Consider the following 16,903-nt stretch of genomic DNA (forward strand, 5'->3'; position numbering starts at 1 on the left):
AGGTATAGGTGATCAATATGCCACGTATTAAAGTTCTTCCTCATGCACTCATTTGCCCTGAAGGTGCAGAATTTGAAGTCGAACAAAACGCCAATTTATGCCAAAGCTTATTGAAACAAGGCATTAAAATTGAACATGCTTGCGACATGTCTGCGGCATGTACAACTTGCCACGTGATTGTTCGTAAAGGTTTTGACAGCCTTGAAGAAATGAACGATGTTGAAGCAGATCTACTTGATCGTGCATGGGGTTTAGAGCCTGACTCGCGCCTGTCTTGTCAGGTTGAGATTGTTGATGAAGATTTAGAAATTGAAATTCCGAAATATACGATTAATCATGCTTCGGAAAATCACTAAGCTTCATTCATAAAAAACTCCTCTTTATTAGAGGAGTTTTTTAATCTAAGTTTATTGATCAACATCACAATCATCAAAATATTGCCAAATAGACTCTACATGATCTCTATAAGCACCTTTATCTATAGGTAGATCATATAATATTTGCAAATCTGGATTATATTTGAGTAATTGTGCCATATTGGTCAATTGAATATTCTGCTCAAAATCCAAACTATTTTCAGAAAAATCATGTGCATCCACATGACAATACATTTGCCAGTCTCCGCCTGCGTGAGATACCCAACGTATTGGCAATTTTCCCTCAATAACACAAGAACAGGCAATAACCCCTAAATATTGTGGGAATGCTTTGTATGCTTGCGGATTAAAATCTCTGGTGAAAGGCGTCGCATCCATCACTTCCTGATAGCCTGTAAATGCAATTCCTCGTTTCGCAAAGAAATTTTCAATATCACCATCTTGACGTTTTGCATTATTCAACCAGATTACTTGCCACTCAGTTAGACGTTCTCCACGATCAGCAGTAAATACGCCTGTTTGAGGTTCATTAATCCAACAGCTTTGACGTATCAAAACCAAAGGATGTTCCGCTCCAGCTGTTTGTTCGGAAAACTGTTGAGCATCTTCATAAGTGGAAAATGCACAATAATAATCTTGCCCCTCATATTCATCTAGCGCACCACGTTCTGGATGACACCAAACTCGATATTCAAGAACATCATCATAAAAATAACCTGCACCAGACTTTACCAAAGCAGGATACTCACCCACCATGTTCTCATCAATAGCCAATGGATACTTTGAAACGAATGCAGACATATTTCAACTCTATAATTAATTATTGAATATTTTTATCTTACTTCATCATCCAAAGTCAGTTTTGGAATACCCTGAGCATTGGTAATTTTTTGTTGTGTTTTGATGCGCTGGACCATATTCTCCAAAATTTCAACCAATTCTGGATATTCATAATTCTGTACTTCCTCTAAGTTCAAAACCAGATGGAAGCCTTTATAATCGAAATCAAACCATTTTTGTGTATCGGATTTCTTACCTGTGAATTTTTCCATTACCTGCCACGTTTTAACAGGTCCTTGAATCCCTTTTAAATAAATTGGCACTTTCGGTACACATAAAAATTCATTTTTAATTAGCTGATGGGTGTCATCCGCAATCAGGATTTCATCTACTTCCGCAGCAGACTGTAAACGGGCCGCCAAGTTTACATCACGTCCCACAATGGTATAGGCCATACGGTGTGAAGCCCCATAGTTCCCAACGTGACAGTAACCCGTACTAATACCCATTCGAATGTGCAACGCTGGATAGCCCATTTTCTTCCAACGCTCACGCAACAATTTCATTTGCTGACGCATTGCGATCGCCATTTCTACACATGACTTCGCATCTTGTTCAACACCCTGAGAATTTGGATCACCGAAGAAGATGAGAATCGCATCGCCCATAAACTTATCAACGGTTGCTTCATACTGTTTTGCTATTTCAGTCATATGACTTAAATAATCATTAAGTAAAAAAGCTAAATCATCTGGAATAAGTGTTTCTGAGAGTTCGGTAAAACCTTGAATGTCTGAGAAGAAAACCGTTAATTTTTTACGTTTATATTCAATTTTTGCCTCAGCCTCACCCCGCATAATCGATTGCCATAACTGAAGTGGCGCATAACGACTGAGCTGGTTGGCAAACGCAATATAGCGCGTCATTTGATTATGATAATGCTGGCGTTGCTGTCCCAGAATATTGAGACGGCGGTGCTGATAGTAATTACCAATCACAATAAACATCATCAAACCAAATAAACTAACGACAGTCAGTTCTGGATTTGTAGGCTCGAAATATTCTTCAGCAGCAAAAATTGTAAAAGTACAGAAGTAAAAAGTAAGAACACCGATCAGTCCGATTAAACACGCAACAGGGAGTGTAATTTTATTATTTAAACCAACATAAAGAAGCCCAAATAAAATCGTAAAAGTAGGAACTAAACTTAGGTGTAACCCTGCAAGTACAATTGCAACGATGACCGCATCAAAAGTAAAGAGTACATTTTTTTCAGTATTTTTATCATATTTATACTGAAGCCATTTTTCTAATTTGGGACAAATAAGAAAATGGATCAATAAAAAAGGAAGGATGTAAAGCTGATAGTTAGCACTGGGAGAGGTAAATGCATAGATGACTAAAATCAGTGACAAGATCGAATATCCCATCAAACGATGAAAATAAGCGAACTGTCTAGGTTCTTTATCTATTAACCTATCTAGTGACACCCTACCCTCCTTCCTTGTTATAGAAGACTGTTTTTTATTCTATTTTCTAAATCAGTCCATACGCCAGTCAAATGGCATATCGCCTTGACCACGCAATGCAAGCATTAATGTTTGACGCATATGTGCGAGTACATCATTGCTATAAGGTACGGCTGGCGTTCCCCAAACTGGTTTAGGCCATGCAACATCATTTTGATAACGTACAACATGATGAAAATGCAGTTGTGGCACGACGTTACCGAGTGCTGCAACATTCATTTTGTCTGCACGGAATACGCGTGCCAATTGGCTCGATAACCAGCTTGATTCACGTAAGAATTGCTCTTGATCAGCTTGGCTTAATTCATATAACTCGCTAATTCCCGGTACACGTGGTACAAGAATCAACCATGGAAATTGCATATCATTCATTAAACGACATGTTGAAAGCGGAAAGTCGCCTACAAAAAATGTATCTTGAGCAAGTTGTGGATGCAAACTAAACATATCTTTATAAATGATGCATAATAATGATGATCAATACTATCACATCAGTTTTGATGTGAATATTATTAGTCGCCTGTTTGATTACAAATAACAATGATTTTCCTTATTTATTACATCGACATCAGACAAAAAACAAATTCTTTGCTTAAAGGGAATCCAAGCTGTTCAATTCGTCAGCAAAAATATACTTTTCAACTAACTATGTAGCTCATTTAGCAATTTATTTAACAAATCAACAATAAACTGAATCCGCTTATCATACTCAACCAATTGCACTGTGACCTTCAAACGCTGACCTCCTTCCATACGATAATAGGTTGGATTGTTTTGCATTAACTGAATAATGCTGATCGCTTGCACTGGTGTGTCTGGTGAAAACTCGATATAGCCACCATTATTATTCACATCAATTTTGGTAATCCCGAGTTGTTCTGCCTTCAAACGTAATTGATGTACGCTAAACAATTGTTTGACCGACTGTGGTGGAATGCCAAAGCGATCAATCAACTCCATACGGATGTTGTCGAGCTTCTCTTGTGTATCCGTATTACTAATGCGCTTGTAAAACAACAAACGCTGATGTACATCTCCTAGATAATCATCTGGAATCAGCGCAGGCATATGTAGGTTAATTTCAGCAGTTAATGATAAAGGCGCATCAAAGTTTGGCGTTTTACCTTTTTGGATGGCTTTGGTCGCTTTCTCTAGCATTTCCATATACAAGCTATAACCAATTGCCTGCATCGAACCACTTTGCTGCTCACCGAGTAATTCACCAGCCCCCCGAATCTCCAAGTCTTCAGTTGCAAGCATGAATCCTGCGCCCAATGTTGAAGCACGTTGAATGGCATCAAGACGTTTTTCCGCATCGCCTTTGAGATGTTTTAGCGATGGAACCAATAAATAGGCATACGCTTGGTGGTGCGAACGTCCAACACGACCACGCAATTGATGTAACTGCGCTAAACCCAGTTTGTCTGCACGTTCAATAATAATGGTATTGGCATTCGGTACATCAATACCCGTTTCGATAATGGTTGAACACACAAGAACATTATATTCTTTGTGATAGAACTGCTGCATGACCTGTTCCAGTTCACGTTCGCGCATTTGTCCATGTGCAACTGCAACACGTGCTTCTGGGACTAAATTACGAATCGTTTCTGCTGCTCTTTCAATGGTTTCAACTTCATTATGTAACAAATAAACCTGACCACCACGTAACAACTCACGCAAAATCGCTTCTTTAATTGAGTCATCCGTATGTTCTTGAACAAAAGTTTTGACGGCTAAACGGCGAGCGGGCGGCGTTGCAATAATCGAAAGATCTCGCATCCCAGAGAATGCCATATTCAGAGTTCGTGGAATCGGTGTCGCAGTTAAAGTCAACATATCCACATCAGCGCGTAAAGCCTTGATTCGTTCCTTATCCCGCACCCCAAAACGATGTTCCTCATCTACAATCATTAAACCAAGGTTTTTAAATTGCACATTCTCTTGTAGGATTTTATGTGTACCAACGACAATATCGACTCTACCCTCAGCCAAATCCTCAATGGTTTTGAGATAGGTTTTATTACTACCAAAACGAGACAGCACTTCAATACGAACGGCCGTATCAGCAAAACGATCTTTAAAGGACTCATAGTGTTGCTGTGCCAATAGCGTAGTAGGAACTAATACCGCAACTTGCTTGTTGTTTTGGACTGCAACAAAAGCTGCTCGCATCGCTACTTCTGTTTTACCAAAACCAACATCACCGCACACCAGACGATCCATTGGTTTGGCCAGTTGCATATCATGTAAGGTCGCTTCAATGGCGTTGGCTTGATCTAAAGTCTCTTCATAGGCAAAGCCACTAGAGAATTGCATATATCCAGTATGATCGAGCTCAAAAGCAAAACCTGGTTTCGATTGACGACGGGCCTGAATATGTAACAACTCAGCCGCAACATCATGGATTTGCTCTAAAGCTTTCCGCTTGGCTTTACTCCATGTATCTGTACCTAATTTATGTAAAGGTGCTAAGTCAGGATCGCCACCACTATAACGGCTGATCAGGTGTAAATTGGTGACAGGCACATAAACTTTTGCACCATCTGCATAATCGAGCTGTAAAAACTCATGATCCTGTTGATCAATTTCTAAGGTAATTAAGCCTGCATAACGTCCAACACCATGATCGATATGTACTACAGGCGCACCAATACTGAGTTCAGTTAAACTCCGAACAAGAAATTCTTCAGAAACTTCTTGCTGACGCTTACGACGTCGCTGCACTACCCGATGTTCATAGAGTTGATTTTCAGAAATGACTGAGAGTTGATTGCTGAGCACGAGTCCACGATCTAATGGCGCGCTTGTGATTGCAACTTGTAGCTTGTCTTTCTGAAATTGGACAAAACTCTCTACATTTTGAATTTCACCTAGAACTGAACGTAATGCATCTTTTAAGGTTTCACGCCGACCTGCACTTTCTGCTACCAATAAAACAGGATGTTTAACTTGGTCGATATAATGTTTAACTGCTTCAAAGGGCTGTTCTTTTTTAGGATCAACTACAAGCTTGGGTGGTTGTTCTGCTGCAAGATTTAAAACACCTACTTTTTCGTCAAATGCTTCTGCTGAAGCTAAAATCCTTGGAAATTGGTTTAATGCCTGTAACACATGATTTGGCATTAAAAAAAGCTCTTCAGGCGGAAGAATTGGTTGGTCGATGTTATGACGGCGATCTTCATAACGACGAACCACTTCTTTCCAAAAATTGATTAATTCATCTTCAACTTCGTTATTTGTAATGACAACGCAATTCTTTGGTAAGTATGTCATAAGCATACTTTGCGCTTCCATCACCTTTTTCTCAAAGAATAAAGGTAAATAGAACTCTAATCCTGGTGTTGCAATTCCTTCAAGTACATCTTGATAAATTGGGTTTTTCTTAGGATTCGCAGTTGGAAAACTTTCTGCGTAACGATCTCTAAAGATAGAACGTCCCTCTTTTAAAGGAAATTCTTTTGCTGGTAAAACAGTGAAGTTTTTTAAAGACTCAGTGGTTCTCTGCGTTTCTGGATCAAAGAATTTTAAGCTTTCAATTTCATCATCAAATAAATCAATTCGAATCGGTTGATCTTGTCCAGATGCATAAATGTCCATGATACTGCCACGAACTGCAAATTCTCCATGATCATAAACAGTATCAACCAAACGGTAACCCGCCTGCACCAGTTGCTTTTTCTGTGCTTCCAAATTAAGTCGTTGACCAACTTTAATATCAAAGTGTTCACCAACCACCCATGAGTACGGTGCAACACGTTGCGCTAAGGTACTGGCAGAAACCAGTAGAATACCCTTTTGTGGCATATTCGCTAAAATCGCCAAACGTTCAGAAACAATATCTTGATGCGGAGATAAACGGTCATAAGGCAAAATTTCCCAATCAGGAAAAATCGTTGGTTTTATTCCGTAAAATTCAAGTTCACTTTCGAGCTGAGCAAGATGCTGATTATTTCTCGCAACAATCACATATAGATTTGAACTTTGCGTGGCAATTTCTTTAAATAATAATGCTGCTGATGATCCACGTAAGGAACCAATCCAGCGCTTTTCGCCTGCTTTGAATTGTTGTAGGTTTAATTGAAAGATTTCTTGTTGAAACATAGAGAAAATCATGTAATCGAAAAGACAATGCGCTTAGTTTAGCATGGAGTTTTTTTAGGGATGTGAATTTTCTATTCTGTTTGAGATCTACTTAGGCTATTTAGCTTCTAAGACAATTGATCAGCTACCATATAGATTAATATATAAAAGAAATAACGAAACCATGAATTATCACAAAAGTTTTCCAGAAATGATCCGTATCCATAAAAAGTATCAAAAATTCTTTTTATTTTAATCAATTATGTGCTTTTAAGGCATTGTTTAAAAGAGTCTACTAAACAATGCCTTTATTTATATATCAAGATGCAAATTTCACATCAGGAAAGAAACGCTCTTCTACCATGTCATAACACCATTGGAAGATAAAGGTATAAACCAAAATACACATCGTTAGACCAAAATCTAAAATTAATGCATCAATAAAGCTCATCTTCATCATATAAGCAATAATTGGAATGGTCGCAAGCATCAAACCACCCTCAAAACCAACCGCATGCAAGATACGCACAAGAATCGTTCGTTTCCACTGATATTTATGTTCAACTTTCTCAAAATAATGGTTAAAAATCATATTCCAAATCACTGAAATGATGGCCATGATTACACCTAGAATACCAGTCACCTCTAAAGGCATACTAAAAATAAAACTTAACGCAATTGCGATGATGACCAATAAGATCACTTCATAGCTAATTGCATGAATGAGTCTTCTTCTGGAAATCAACATTTTCTAACACTCTTTTATTTGGATACGCGCCATTTTATTTTTATAATTTTGATTAATCTAATCAGGTTCTTTCAATTTTTTTGATAGATTAGTTTTGACAGATGAATATTAATCAAGAACAACTTCTAATGTTTCAGACCGTAATCGAAACAGGTTCATTTTCGGCTGCTGCGCGGAAACTCGGCAAAGTTCCTTCGGCAGTGAGTATGTCAATTGCCAATTTAGAAATTGATCTGAATCTCAATTTATTCGAGCGAATTGGACGTGAACCTACACCAACACCTGCGGCAATGGTTTTATATGAGAAAACTCAAAAACTTTTGATTGAAATCAATCAATGGAAACAACATGCTCATGCACTCAGCGCTGGACTAGAGTCAACTTTAAACATTGTCGTGGTTTCTGAATTGCTACATACCAATTGGACCGATTACATTACCTTGCTTGAACAACATTTCCCAAATCTGACCATTAATATTTTTTCTGCTCCTCAGGAAGATGCTTTACAGATGTTACTGGATCAGTCTGCGCAACTTGCACTGATGTTTGAACGAGAACAATTAGATAGTCGTGAACAATTTGTTGAATTAAAACGAGAAGCTCTTGTTCCTGTGATTGCTCAAAGTCATGCTTTAGCTCAATTTGAACAGATTTCATTTGAGCAAATGGTGCAGACTCGCCAAATCGTGGTCGCTAGCCGTGACCATAGCATTAAACCTGAATTGTTATTTTCTAAAGATTATTGGCGTACAGATCATCATCATTCTGCTTGTATGATGATTCTTCGGAATTTAGGTTGGGGAGTTTTGCCCTTAGAAATGTTTAATGAAAACGCAGAATTAAAGAAAAAACTAAAAGTTTTGCAACTTTATGATTTCACACCTAAGTTTGAATACTATGTTGATTTAGTCTGGAGTCGAGAAAGCAAGTTAGGTGTTGCTGCTAGATTTTTGATTGAGCACATTCGACAACAACGGCAACAACCTAGTAAAAGCGACTAAATTACTCAGATTTAAATGTATTGAAAGCGATGCTTTGCTTTCCTGTAGATTGTGCTATAAAGAAGTTATCCATAATTTTGTTTAAGTAAGAACGCTATATCAATGACTCAGACTGCATTACACCAATTAAAAAATTTAACAACCGTTGTTGCCGATAGTAGTGATCTAGAAGCGATTGAAAAATTTCGTCCCTTAGATGCAACAACCAATCCATCACTTATTACAGCAGCGGCTGAACAACCTGAAAGTAAGCAACTGATTGAAGAAGCTTATACACAAGCAAAACAAGAAGGTTATCAAAGTGATGAACTGATTGAACGCACCATTGATATTTTGACAGTGAAGTTTGGTGTTGAAATTTTAAAATTGATTGATGGGCGTGTTTCAACTGAAGTCGATGCTTCTCTTTCTTATGATACTGATGCGACGATTGCCAAAGCGCGTGAACTTTCTAAACTTTACCAAGGTTATGGTATTGAGCAATCTCGTATCTTGATCAAGATTGCATCAACGTGGGAAGGCATTCAAGCAGCTAAAGTTTTAGAGGCTGAAGGGATTCCATGTAACCTCACCTTATTGTTTGGTTTGCATCAGGCTCAAGCTTGCGCAGATGCAAAAGTAACCCTAATTTCTCCTTTTGTTGGTCGTATTCTGGATTGGTATAAAAAGGCTGAGGGCGTTGATCAATATCCAATTGAAAAAGACCCAGGCGTATTATCGGTTAAGAAAATCTATAACTACTACAAGCAACACGGCATTCCAACACAGGTCATGGGGGCAAGCTTCCGCAGTACCGCACAGGTTTTAGGTTTGGCAGGTTGTGATTTATTGACCATTGCGCCAAATTTATTGGCACAACTGGATCAGGATCAACAAACGGTTACAGCGCAACTCAGCAACGAAGCCGCACAACAGGCGGAAAAAATTGAACGTTCTGCCCAGACCAAAGAAAGTTTTAAAGCTGAACTTGAGCAAGATTTAATGGCTTTCCAATTACTACAAGGTGGTATTGATGGCTTTATCAAAGCACGTGATCATTTGAGTTTATTACTGCGTCAATCTTTTGGTATTGATGCAGAGATTCGACCTTAATTAGTTTATTTTTCACCTATAAAAACCGATTTTTGTTATATTAGCGAAAATCGATTTTTAATGAGTAGATTGTGTTCGGCATAACAGATTTAACCACTTTCATTATTGGTACAATCTTAATTGTGTTATTGCCTGGCCCAAACTCTTTATATGTCATGTCGGTTGCTTCACGCTATGGTATTCGTACAGGTTATGCTGCGGCATGTGGCGTATTCACAGGTGATTCTATTTTAATCCTGTGTACGGTCTTAGGTGCGGCATCATTATTAAAAGCCTTCCCGATTTTATTTATCGTTTTAAAATTAACAGGCGCTTGTTATCTCGCCTATCTAGGCTTCAAGCTATTACAAAGTGCCTATCAGACATGGAATAAGCCTGCACACCCTACAGAAATGGCTGATTTACCTCGTTTAGACCAAATTCATCCCTATCGTACCGCACTCAGTATCAGTTTACTCAATCCTAAAGCGATTCTGTTTTTCCTATCTTTTTTCGTGCAATTTGTACAACCCAATTATGCTTATCCAGCACTCAGCTTTCTGAGCTTAGCCATTATTGTGCAACTGGTCAGTTTTACCTATCTGACTGCTCTGATTTTTTCAGGTGTTAAATTAGCAAACTTTTTCAAACATAATTACAAACTTGCCGCTGGAGGTGTTTGTAGCGTGGGTATTTTATTCTTTATTTTTGGATTACGACTAGCAACCTCTACCCTTGCATAACTCTGTTTTGATCATATGATCAATTAATTCAATCATTTTTAAACTACGATTTCCGCTGAATTAACGATATACTTTTCAACAAATTTTAATCAAGTATAGATGCCTTGATGCAACGTCTAATTCAAGATTTTTCGATTCCTGCCGTTTTTGCTGGCTTTATTACCTTCCTGATTGGAATTAGCGTTTCTGCTGTATTAGTGATCCAAGGCGCACAATCTTTAGGTGCAAATACAGCACAAATCAGCTCTTGGTTTTGGGCATTAGGTTTAGCGATTGGATTATCAGGACTCATCTTATCTTGGAAATATAAATATCCAGTTGCTACAGCATGGTCAACCCCAGGGATTGCACTGATCATTGCATCGACTGGCCATTATGATTTGTATGAAGCAATTGGTGCTTTCTTAATTTGTGGCGTCGCAATCGCAATCGTTGGATTTTCAGGCATTTTCCAAAAGTTACTGGCGCATATTCCTCAAAGCCTCACCTGTGCGATGCTTGCTGGGATTTTATTAAAATTTGGGATTCAAATTTTTAGCAGCTTAGAAAGTCAACTCGGCTTTATCTTAAGCATGTTAGCAATTTATCTTGTGTCAAAACGCTTATTGCCTCGTTATAGCATTGTGCTGACAGTGATTTTAGGAGCGATGATTTGCCCGCTCTTTATTGATTTTCAATTACATTCAATCACTTGGTCTTTTACTCAACCTGTATGGATGCAACCTTCATTTTCATGGTCTGCATTACTGGGTCTAGCCTTACCGTTGTTTGTCATCAATATGACTTCACAAAATTTGCCCGGTATTGCCATGATTAAAAGCTATGGTTATCACCCACACGTCAATCAAATTATAGGCTGGACAGGCATTGCACATACGATTTTCGCCCCTTTTGGTTGTTTCTCGATCAATTTAGCCGCGATTAGTGCAGCAGTCAGCTTAGATGATCAAGTGCATCCTGATCCGAGCAAACGCTATATTGCAGGTATAAGCTGTGGTTTGTTTTATATTTTAATGGGGCTTTTCGCTGCAACCTTAGTCAGCTTACTCATGTCATTTCCGCCTATTTTTATTGTTGCACTTGCAGGTATTGCCCTATTTGCCACGATTAGCCATAACATTGCAGTGGCTTTTGCAAACGTAGAAGAACGAGAAGCAGCATTACTCACCTTTTTATGTACCACATCAGGAGTTCAATTTTGGGGAATTGGTTCTGCATTTTGGGGGCTTTTATTGGGTATTTTTGTTTTAGTTTTATTCAAATTTAAATTAAAAAATAAGTCTTAGTCTAGCTAGCTAAGACTTATTTAAATCCATTTTATTTCAAAATCGATTTACCTATCTTCTACATCCTTTTCAGTTTCTTCACCATTTAAAATTCGTCCTGCTTGTTTAGGTCGAATCAATGGTGCTGTAGGTCGAGGATGAGAATGTGAGTATTGTAAACCCACCCCAGCATAGACATCATCCGCAGCAATTTCAGTTTCAAAACGCTCATTATCACGTTCTCGAATTTCATTTGAGATCATACGAACCTCATGTTCATCGACACCTAATTGCTCTAAAATGACTTCACCGAATTTAACCGCAGATTCAAAGGTTTCACGAATCATATAATCGACTTTTTGTTTGACCAAATGTAGTGAATGCTCTCGATCATAAGAACGAACCAAGACTTTGGCTAATGGAAATTCATGTGTCACCAATTCCACAATTCGATTGGTTGTTTGTTTACTGTCGACACAGATGACGATTGCTTCTGCCGCCGAAGCCCCTGAAGCATGTAAAATATCAAGACGACAGCCATCGCCATAGTAGATTTTAAAACCAAATTTTTCTGCGTTTTGAATCATGTCGATGTCATTATCAATAATTGTCACATCAACCCCTCTTGCCAAGAGTAATTGACTTGTCACCTGACCAAAACGACCAAAACCAATCATTAGAATACTGCCACTTAGACCTTCAGCTATATCAACATTATCAAGAGAAACTGAATCTTTGGTTTCGGTAAATCGTTTAAAAAGAATGCCTAAGATTGGGGTTAATACCATAGAAAGTACAATAATTGCTGTTAGATTCGACTTAACTGTATTATCAATCACCTGAGCAGTGAGCGCCGCAGAAAACAGAACAAAAGCAAACTCACCGCCTTGCGCCATCAATAAGGCACGATCCAAAGCTTCCGTATGCCGACTTTGGGTTATTCGCGCAACGATATAAATCATGAGTGATTTCGCAAACATCATTGCAATAACGCCACTGACAATCAGTTGCCAGTTTTGCTTCACGACCGATAAATCCAGTGACATTCCAACACCAAGGAAAAAGAGCCCCAATAAAATTCCTCGAAATGGTTCAATATCGGCTTCAATTTGGTGTCTAAAAGTTGATTCTGATAGCAACACGCCTGCAAGAAATGCCCCCATTGCCATGGATAAGCCACTAACTTGCATCAATAAAGCAGCACCCAACACCACTAAAAGTGCTGCAGCCGTCATTACTTCTCGTGCTTTTGCCGCAGCAAGCAATCTAAATAAAGGATTGAGCAACCAATAACCTGCGGCGATTAAACCTGCAATTGCAATTAAACCAATGCCAATATTTTCTAAACGTGCTGAGGTACTTTCCACCACATGATTCGGTGCCATAAAAGCAACAATTGCCAGTAATGGGACAATTAATAAGTCTTCAAATAATAAAATCGCAACAATCTTCTGGCCTTGTGGCTGGGCAATATCCCCACGATCTCCCAGTAACTGCATCACAATAGCTGTTGAAGTGAGTACAAAACCAGCAGCTCCAATAAATGCAACTTGCCATTTAAATCCAAATAAAAGCCCAACACCTGTCAGTGCTGTCGCACAGGCTACAATCTGTAAAGTGCCTAGACCGAAGATTTCACGTCTGAGTCCCCATAAATGTGAAGGCTGCATTTCCAGCCCAATCACAAACAGGTACATGACGATTCCTAATTCTGCGATGTGTAAAATTGATGCGGAGTCTTGGAAGAAAGCAAAGCCAAATGGTCCAATGATCAAGCCTGCAATTAAGTAACCCAGTACCGAACCCAAACCTATTCGTTTAAAAATAGGGACTGCAATCACAGCTGCAGCCAATAAAACCACGGGTGCAATTAAGCTGATTGAATGTGCCTCTGAACTCATACTGTTCTCATTTTTATCAATGCGATTTTATTCTATGTGAAAGCTTAAAAGACTGATATATCATTTATGAGACATAACCTCTCAATTCATTTATTTTCATGTGGATAGAAACAAAAAAGCCGTCAACCATGACGACTTTTTTGTGTTCATCTTGAAAATCTAAAGTTACAACTCACGTACAACTACACTTTTTGCGATTTTGTCATGCCAGCCTTGTTTTTTACTATCGAATGCAATCCAGATAAAACCGAGAAAGAAAACCAGCGTAGATGGAAAATAACCAATATAACGAAGAATAGCTTGCCCAACCGTGAGGTTTTCGCCTGTTTTTTCATCCAGTACCTTTAAACGTAATAAACGTTTTCCAGGTGTTCCTGCAAATTTTACCCAGCATACAATATAAAAAACTGCACCAATAATCTGGCCAAGCCAATCTGACCATGTCCAGCCTGTAAAACCACTTGCAGCATTTGGTGCGATAATCATCATGATCGGAATCAAAGCGACAATCAGAATAATCGAATCAATAATAGACGCAAGAAAGCGTATCCAAAAACCTGCATATTCGTATGTATGTGACATTTTCCCCTCTCATTTTTTTCTATAAGAATCAATATTTATACGTGATATTTGCCTAAGCGTATCATTTATACCGTATTTTGTTTTAATTCACGATCAAAAAATTCAACTGTGCGTTGCCAAACCACCTTTGCTTCAGGTAGACCACGACTGACACTGCGGAAACCATGCGGCATGTTATAGGTATAGGCTTCAACCCGATCACCCAGTTGCTGAATCAGTTTGTTGCGCTTGGTTGCCGGACAGAATGGATCAACATTTGACCAATGCCCCTGCAAAATGCGAATGTCATCCAGAGATTCTTTTTTCGGTACACCTGCACCTTGAATTCCCAGTGAATGATGATAAACCACAGGTGCTAACATATCTTCGCGCTTTGCCATTTGAATGACGTAACCCCCTGTTAAACATTGACCTAACATACCCAAGCGACCATTTGAACGTGGATCAGCTTTTAACGCATCAAGTAACACATGCATTTCTTTATTCATATCGCTATCGGCAGCATTGATTCGCCCAGCCTTACTGACCATTGCCCGAATACAATACTTGACTGCACCACCACTAAATAAATTGGGTACATAAACCAGATAGCCACGATTTGCCAAGTCCTGCGCATCTTCCCGATACACATCCAGTATGCCAAACAACTCATGCAGCAATAGGATTGCAGGGACTTTTTCTGACGTCTGTGCAGGTGCATACACTTCAACTTCGATTTTACGTGTCGGTAATGTAATTGTTTTTATTTCCATTTCAGCTATCCATTTTTTTAAATCGCTTTTATATTATTTTTGACAATATTAATTGTCAAATAAAAAAGGGCATCAATAGATGCCCCAGCTAAGATTAGAGTAAATTTTTAAAATTTCAGTATACCATTGGCAGTTAATATTTTCGTTGGATCAGCTTGTTGAGAAAGTTTTACATCTTTAAATGTTAATGTACGGTTTGCTGTGTCCAAACTTAATCCAGGGCATACCGAAGTTTCCGAAGCATATGTTCCACATTGATACCAAGTCATTGAACCTAGTACAAATGAGATATAAGTAGCAGTCGCATTAGCTTTGGTAATCGTTATACCATCCTCTAGTGGTGGATTTGCTTTATGGGCGAACTGTACATTTACAGTTTGATTAGATGCGTTAAACTGCCCAACTCTTGGTGTCGCCCATACAGTTGAGTTATGTTCGAATATCAATGGCGAAGCTAATCCAGTAATGGTGATACAACCCCATTGATTGGTACTATTTGCACAGCTTGTAGCAGGTGTCGGTGTAGTCGATTGACTGTTATCTAAATGCATCAACAGACTATTATTTTTAACTGTTAGATCTTGCGTTGTCCCACTGACTGCTTTTAATACAGTATTATTAAAATAGAAGCTTTTTGCAGGTTTGGAATTGATCTGTCCATCTTTTACGGTTACACCATTACAGGCAGGATTTGTTCCCACACCACATGCCCAAGCATAACTATTATTTTCAACAGCAACACTTTTCACAACTGAATTTTCAACCGTGATTTTTACATTTTCTTTTTTATCAGCATTAAAAAATGTATAAATATCAGGTGATGTAATTGCAACTGAACTTGCCTTACTAAAGCTACAGAAATCATTCGGGGCATTCTTAAAGCCAAGCTTATCATCCGCACCATTTGACTCGCAAAGTTGTGGAGAGGCTGTGGCTTTTTCACCATAAAAACCTGTAAAATCTGCACTTTCCGCAGAATATTTACCTGCATTGTCTTTAAATAGTGTCACATATCCCTTGTCAGTAATTACATAATAATTTGTACCATTATTTTGGACATTTGCGCCACAAACTTCTGCAATGGTTGCAGTTGTGCCTTTTGCAATAACTTTTCCTGTCGCTGCATTCAGATTCAAGACCACTGTACCTTTATCACTGTAATCACCGCTATAGCTCGTCAAATCACTGAGTTTGCCTACAGGTAGTTTCTTGCTGGCACAGGTTTCTGTTACTGGAGCAGGAGTTACAGGAACGAAATCAGGAACTGCTGCCACATCTCCTGCTTTTACTTTCTGAATCAGGGCAGCGTAGTCTTTAATTGTTGCTTGATTGGCAGCCAATGACGCTGCAAAGGCATCCAGAGCCTTATCAAATGCATCATCAATTGCAAATTTAGTTGTTAATAGGTCAAAGTTTTCTGGTAATACATAACCATCTGCTTTGAGTTGCTTGGTTAAATTATCTACCGCAGTTTTCAGTGTGGTTTCTAAAATCGGTTGATAGGTTTTGTACCAGTCACTTGGCGTTTGTGAGCTTGCCAAAGCCAGAGCAAGATCAGTAAATGGTGTAATATTGACATTACCCGCTTTTGCAGCATAACCATGCAAGGTTTGGGTATCTGATGCTTTCACTTCCAATGCACAAGGTAGTTTAGTGCTATCCACCTGCCCTGACCATTCCCCCTGTTCATTGGTTTTAACCTCATTTTTAAACCCAGTGCCATCTTTACAACTCGCTGTGACACTGGCATTTTTAATCGCTGCCCCAACAGCTGCTGTTCCAGCTAAATTACTGTAGGTTGTGGTCGGTGTTGGTGATGTATTACTGTGCTGATCATCGTCATCATGACATGCTGTCAGTAACACACTGGCAGCAATACAAGCACTCAATAAACTTTTTTTTAACATACGAACCCCATTCATTATTTCATCCCTTTCGTGATGACAGTAACGTTTTTAGGGTTTTCTGTGTATCCCCAGTTCAGGGGGGATAGCCTAAAATCTATTTTGACTTCAAAAACTTGCTTACAATGTGAATATTCAATCAGTTGTGATACTTCTTCATACACGCT

The 16,903-nt window shown here is 38.7% G+C and carries 14 protein-coding genes; 5 read left to right on the forward strand and 9 right to left on the reverse strand.

Translation table 11 applies throughout. From position 1 onward, the window contains the following. Nucleotides 1–17 precede the first annotated feature (17 nt). Complete coding sequence (gene fdx, locus F908_RS09220) at nucleotides 18–356, forward strand: ISC system 2Fe-2S type ferredoxin (RefSeq protein ID WP_004661453.1); 339 nt, start codon at nucleotides 18–20, stop codon at nucleotides 354–356. Nucleotides 357–407: 51 nt separating this feature from the next. Here fdx and F908_RS09225 read toward each other — a convergent pair whose 3' ends face one another. The 5 genes from F908_RS09225 to aceI form a co-directional block, all read right to left on the reverse strand. After that, on the reverse strand, nucleotides 408–1,178 hold the full coding sequence (locus F908_RS09225; protein ID WP_005160821.1) for a hypothetical protein: 771 nt from the start codon (nucleotides 1,176–1,178) through the stop codon (nucleotides 408–410). 32 nt (nucleotides 1,179–1,210) lie between these two features. Continuing rightward, nucleotides 1,211–2,647 (reverse strand): adenylate/guanylate cyclase domain-containing protein, encoded by a 1,437-nt coding sequence (locus F908_RS09230; protein ID WP_005160824.1) that lies wholly within the window; start codon nucleotides 2,645–2,647, stop codon nucleotides 1,211–1,213. A gap of 51 nt (nucleotides 2,648–2,698) precedes the next feature. Beyond that, nucleotides 2,699–3,133 (reverse strand): HIT domain-containing protein, encoded by a 435-nt coding sequence (locus tag F908_RS09235; protein WP_005160827.1) that lies wholly within the window; start codon nucleotides 3,131–3,133, stop codon nucleotides 2,699–2,701. A 195-nt stretch (nucleotides 3,134–3,328) separates the two neighbouring features. Continuing rightward, entirely contained in the window at nucleotides 3,329–6,790 is a 3,462-nt protein-coding gene (mfd, locus tag F908_RS09240; RefSeq protein ID WP_034602713.1) for a transcription-repair coupling factor, read from the reverse strand. 298 nt (nucleotides 6,791–7,088) lie between these two features. Continuing rightward, nucleotides 7,089–7,517, reverse strand: a complete 429-nt coding sequence (gene aceI / locus F908_RS09245; RefSeq protein WP_005160833.1) for a chlorhexidine efflux PACE transporter AceI — start codon at nucleotides 7,515–7,517, stop codon at nucleotides 7,089–7,091. 101 nt (nucleotides 7,518–7,618) lie between these two features. Between aceI and F908_RS09250 the strand changes: the two genes are divergently transcribed. From F908_RS09250 to F908_RS09265, 4 genes are all read left to right on the forward strand, one after another. After that, nucleotides 7,619–8,518 (forward strand): HTH-type transcriptional regulator AceR, encoded by a 900-nt coding sequence (locus tag F908_RS09250; protein WP_005160835.1) that lies wholly within the window; start codon nucleotides 7,619–7,621, stop codon nucleotides 8,516–8,518. A gap of 102 nt (nucleotides 8,519–8,620) precedes the next feature. Further along, entirely contained in the window at nucleotides 8,621–9,610 is a 990-nt protein-coding gene (tal, locus tag F908_RS09255) for a transaldolase (RefSeq protein WP_005160836.1), read from the forward strand. A 71-nt stretch (nucleotides 9,611–9,681) separates the two neighbouring features. Continuing rightward, nucleotides 9,682–10,332, forward strand: a complete 651-nt coding sequence (leuE, locus tag F908_RS09260) for a leucine efflux protein LeuE (protein ID WP_005160838.1) — start codon at nucleotides 9,682–9,684, stop codon at nucleotides 10,330–10,332. A gap of 107 nt (nucleotides 10,333–10,439) precedes the next feature. Next, nucleotides 10,440–11,618 (forward strand): benzoate/H(+) symporter BenE family transporter, encoded by a 1,179-nt coding sequence (locus F908_RS09265; RefSeq protein WP_005160840.1) that lies wholly within the window; start codon nucleotides 10,440–10,442, stop codon nucleotides 11,616–11,618. A gap of 47 nt (nucleotides 11,619–11,665) precedes the next feature. Here the strand turns inward: F908_RS09265 and F908_RS09270 are convergent, their stop codons facing one another. From F908_RS09270 to F908_RS09285, 4 genes are all read right to left on the reverse strand, one after another. Beyond that, the gene (locus tag F908_RS09270; protein ID WP_005160842.1) at nucleotides 11,666–13,498 is read right to left on the reverse strand and encodes a monovalent cation:proton antiporter-2 (CPA2) family protein; all 1,833 of its coding nucleotides are present in this window, start codon (nucleotides 13,496–13,498) and stop codon (nucleotides 11,666–11,668) included. A 165-nt stretch (nucleotides 13,499–13,663) separates the two neighbouring features. Then, nucleotides 13,664–14,080 carry an RDD family protein gene (locus tag F908_RS09275; RefSeq protein WP_005160844.1) on the reverse strand — a complete coding sequence of 139 codons (417 nt, stop codon included), beginning with the start codon at nucleotides 14,078–14,080 and terminating at the stop codon, nucleotides 13,664–13,666. Nucleotides 14,081–14,145: 65 nt separating this feature from the next. Further along, on the reverse strand, nucleotides 14,146–14,832 hold the full coding sequence (locus tag F908_RS09280) for a dienelactone hydrolase family protein (protein ID WP_005160846.1): 687 nt from the start codon (nucleotides 14,830–14,832) through the stop codon (nucleotides 14,146–14,148). A gap of 107 nt (nucleotides 14,833–14,939) precedes the next feature. Beyond that, the gene (locus tag F908_RS09285; protein ID WP_034602838.1) at nucleotides 14,940–16,739 is read right to left on the reverse strand and encodes a hypothetical protein; all 1,800 of its coding nucleotides are present in this window, start codon (nucleotides 16,737–16,739) and stop codon (nucleotides 14,940–14,942) included. Nucleotides 16,740–16,903 lie beyond the last annotated feature (164 nt).

Origin of the sequence: Acinetobacter sp. NIPH 284, assembly GCF_000369425.1 — a bacterium.
Taxonomy (GTDB): Bacteria; Pseudomonadota; Gammaproteobacteria; order Pseudomonadales; family Moraxellaceae; genus Acinetobacter.